This is a genomic window from Pseudomonas entomophila (genome assembly GCF_013523125.1).
GTDB lineage: Bacteria > Pseudomonadota > Gammaproteobacteria > Pseudomonadales > Pseudomonadaceae > Aquipseudomonas > Aquipseudomonas entomophila_B.
The window spans coordinates 1-4,694 of sequence record NZ_JAAMQJ010000077.1 but is presented as its reverse complement, the minus strand read 5'-3'; the positions used below and the strand labels follow the sequence as shown (position 1 = coordinate 4,694).

The 4,694-nt window shown below is 62.4% G+C and carries 1 protein-coding gene; it reads left to right on the top strand.

Going from position 1 to position 4,694, the window contains the following annotated elements; genetic code table 11:
* Nucleotides 1–4,694: beta strand repeat-containing protein (locus tag G7007_RS21510; RefSeq protein ID WP_375139515.1), on the top strand; the 4,694-nt coding region annotated here is incomplete at both ends.

Genomic DNA, 4,694 nt, shown 5'->3' with positions numbered 1-4,694 from the left:
GCAACTACGAGAACCTGGTTGCTGCGGGTACGCCAAGCACCACCGTGACTGATGGTCCAGGCACCAGCACCACCACGACCGTTACCCTGAGCGCGACGCCAACCGTGGCCGAAGGTGGCCAGATCGTCTACACCGCGACGTTGACCAACGCTGCACAGACCCCGGTCACCGTGACGCTGAGCAACGGCTCGGTGATCACCATCGCAGCCGGCCAGACTGCCGGCAGCATCACGGTTGCGGCGCCTGGCGACGATCCGTACATCGATGCCGGTTCGGTCAATGCCACTATCACGGCCACGACCGGTGGCAACTTCGAGAACCTGGCCGTCGATGGGACGCCTGCGGTCACCACGGTCACTGACACCATCGATACCTCGACGGTGACGCTGACTGCCACGCCTTCGGTTGCCGAAGGTGGTGTGATCACCTATACCGCTAGCGTGACTGCACCTGTCACTGGCTCGGCCTTGGTCGTGACCCTGGCCAACGGCCAGACCATCACCATTCCGGTCGGCCAGTCGTCCGGTACCGTCGATGCGACTGCACCGGACAACATCTACGCTACCAATCCGCCTGTGACCAACAGCATCACGGCCACCAGCGGGGGCAACTACGAGAACCTGGTGACTGCCGGCACACCGAGCACCACCGTGACTGACGGCCCAGGCACCAGCGCCACCACGACTGTAGCGTTGACTGCGACACCAACCGTGGCCGAGGGTGGTCAGATCGTCTACACCGCGACCCTGACCAACGCCGCGCAGACGCCAGTGACCGTCACCTTGAGCAACGGCTCGGTGATCATCATCGCGGCAGGTCAGACTTCCGGCTCGGTGAACGTTGCTGCTCCTGGCGACGATCCGTACATCGATGCTGGTTCAGTCAACGCGACCATCACCGGTGCTACTGGTGGCAACTTCGAAAACCTGGCAATCAATGGCACGCCAGCGGTGACATCGGTCACCGATACCATCGATACCAGTACCGTCACGCTGACGGCGACCCCGTCGGTTACCGAAGGTGGTGTGATTACCTACACCGCCAGCGTGACTGCTCCAGTCACCGGTTCGGCACTGGTCGTGACCTTGGCCAACGGCCAGACCATCACCATTCCAGTCGGCCAGTCGTCCGGTACCGTCGACGCGACCGCACCAGACAATATCTACGCTACCAATCCGCCTGTGACCAACAGCATCACTGGGGTTAGCGGCGGCAACTATGAAAACCTGGTCACTGCCGGCACGCCAAGCACCACCGTGACCGACGGTCCAGGTACCAGCGCCACCACGACTGTAGCGTTGATTGCGACGCCGACCGTGGCCGAGGGCGGTCAGATCGTCTACACCGCAACGCTGACCAATGCTGCGCAGACGCCAGTGACCGTCACCTTGAGCAACGGCTCGGTGATCACCATCGCCGCCGGCCAGACCGCCGGCAGCATCACTGTCGCGGCGCCTGGCGATGACCCGTACATCGATGCGGGTTCGGTCGATGCGACCATCACCGGTGCTACTGGTGGCAACTTCGAAAACCTGGCAATCAATGGCACGCCAGCGGTGACATCGGTCACCGATACCATCGATACCAGTACCGTCACGCTGACGGCGACCCCGTCGGTTACCGAAGGTGGTGTGATTACCTACACCGCCAGCGTGACTGCTCCAGTCACCGGTTCGGCACTGGTCGTGACCTTGGCCAACGGCCAGACCATCACCATTCCAGTCGGCCAGTCGTCCGGTACCGTCGACGCGACCGCACCAGACAATATCTACGCTACCAATCCGCCTGTGACCAACAGCATCACTGGGGTTAGCGGCGGCAACTATGAAAACCTGGTCACTGCCGGCACGCCAGGCACCACCGTGACCGATGGCCCAGGCACCAGCACCACCACGACCGTGGCCCTGAGCGCGACGCCGACGGTTGCTGAAGGTGGTCAGATCGTCTACACCGCGACGTTGACCAACGCTGCACAGACCCCGGTTAGCGTAACCCTGAGCAACGGCTCGGTAATCACTATCGCGGCAGGGCAGACTGCCGGCAGCATCACGGTTGCGGCACCTGGGGATGACCCGTACATCGACGCAGGTTCGATTAGCACGACTATCACCAGCGCTACTGGCGGTAACTTCGAGAACCTGGCTATCAGCGGCACGCCAGCAGTGACTGCCGTTACCGACACTATCGATACGTCGACGGTGACCCTGACTGCCACCCCGTCGGTCACCGAAGGCGGCGTCATTACCTACACCGCTAGCGTCACTGCGCCTGTCACTGGCTCGGCCTTGGTCGTGACCCTGGCCAACGGCCAGACCATCACCATTCCGGTCGGCCAGTCGTCCGGCACCGTCGATGCGACTGCACCGGATAACATCTACGCCACCAACCTGCCTGTGACCAATAGCATTACGGCCACCAGTGGCGGCAACTACGAGAACCTGGTTGCTGCGGGTACGCCAAGCACCACCGTGACTGATGGTCCAGGCACCAGCACCACCACGACCGTTGCCTTGAGCGCAACGCCGACCGTTGCCGAAGGCGGCCAGATCGTCTACACCGCAACGCTGACCAATGCTGCGCAGACGCCAGTGAGCGTGACCCTGAGCAATGGCTCGGTCATCACCATCGCAGCCGGCCAGACTGCCGGCAGCATCACGGTTGCGGCACCTGGCGATGATCCATACATCGATGCCGGTTCGGTCAATGCGACCATCACCAGCGCCACCGGTGGCAACTTCGAAAACCTGGCCGTCAGCGGTACGCCGGCGGTTACGTCGGTTACCGATACCATCGATACCAGCACCGCAACGCTGACGGCGACTCCGTCGGTCACTGAAGGCGGGATGATTACCTACACCGCCAGCGTGACTGCTCCGGTTACCGAGACGCCGCTGATCGTAACTCTGGCCAATGGCCAGACCATCACGATCCCAGTCGGCGCCAGTTCGGGCTCGGTGAATTTCACCGCCCCAGACAACGTGTACGCCACCAATCCGCCTGTGACCAACAGCATCACGGCCACCAGCGGCGGCAACTACGAGAACCTGGTCACTGCCGGTACGCCGAGCACTACCGTGACTGATGGCCCTGGCACCAGCGCCACGACAACCGTGGCGTTGACTGCGACGCCGACCGTGGCTGAAGGCGGCCAGATCGTTTACACCGCGACGTTGACCAACGCTGCACAGACCCCGGTTAGCGTGACCTTGAGCAACGGCTCGGTGATCACTATCGCCGCAGGCCAGACTTCTGGCTCGGTGAACGTCGCAGCACCTAGTGACGACCCATACATTGATGCCGGCTCGATTAGCACGACTATCACCGGCGCTACCGGCGGTAACTTCGAGAACCTGGCCGTCAGCGATACGCCAGCAGTCACTGCCGTTACCGATACCATCGATACTTCGACGGTGACCCTGACTGCCACCCCGTCGGTCATCGAAGGCGGTGTCATTACCTACACCGCCAGCGTAACTGCGCCTGTCACCGGCTCGGCCTTGGTCGTGACCTTGGCCAACGGCCAGACCATCACCATTCCGGTCGGCCAGTCGTCCGGTACCGTCGATGCGACTGCACCGGACAACATCTATGCCACCAACCCGCCTGTGACCAACAGCATCACGGCCACCAGCGGCGGCAACTACGAGAACCTGGTTGCTGCGGGTACGCCAAGCACCACCGTGACTGATGGTCCAGGCACCAGCACCACCACGACCGTTACCCTGAGCGCGACGCCAACCGTGGCCGAAGGTGGCCAGATCGTTTACACCGCGACGCTGACCAATGCTGCGCAAACACCAGTGAGCGTGACCTTGAGCAACGGCTCGGTGATCACCATCGCAACCGGCCAGACTGCCGGCAGCATCACGGTTGCAGCACCTGGCGATGACCCGTACATCGATGCCGGCTCGATTAGCACGACTATCACCGGTGCCACTGGCGGTAACTTCGAGAACCTGGCTGTCAGCGGTACGCCAGCAGTCACTGCCGTTACCGACACCATCGATACTTCGACTGTCACGCTGACTGCCACTCCGTCGGTTACTGAAGGTGGTGTGATCACCTATACCGCGAGCGTTACTGCTCCGGTTACCGAGGCCCCGCTGGTTGTGACCTTGGCCAACGGCCAGACCATCACCATTCCAGTCGGCGCCAGTTCGGGCTCGGTGAACTTCACCGCGCCGGACAACGTGTACGCCACCAATCCGCCCGTGATCAACAGCATCACTGACGTCAGCGGTGGTAACTACGAGAAGCTGGTCGCTGCCGGCACGCCAAGCACTACCGTGACCGATGGTCCAGGTACCAACGACACCACGACCGTAGCGCTGAGCGCCACGCCAACCGTTGCCGAGGGTGGCCAGATCGTCTACACCGCAACGTTGACCAACGCCGCGCAAACGCCAGTGACCGTGACCCTGAGCAACGGCTCGGTGATCACCATCGCAGCCGGCCAGACCGCAGGCAGCATCACGGTTGCAGCACCTGGCGATGACCCGTACATCGACGCGGGTTCGGTCAATGCGACCATCACCGGTGCTACTGGTGGCAACTTCGAGAACCTAGTAGTCAACGGCACCCCTGCGGTGACATCGGTTACCGATACCATCGATACCAGCACCGTAACGCTGACGGCGACCCCATCGGTCACCGAAGGTGGCGTGATCACCTACACCGCGAGCGTGACTGCACCC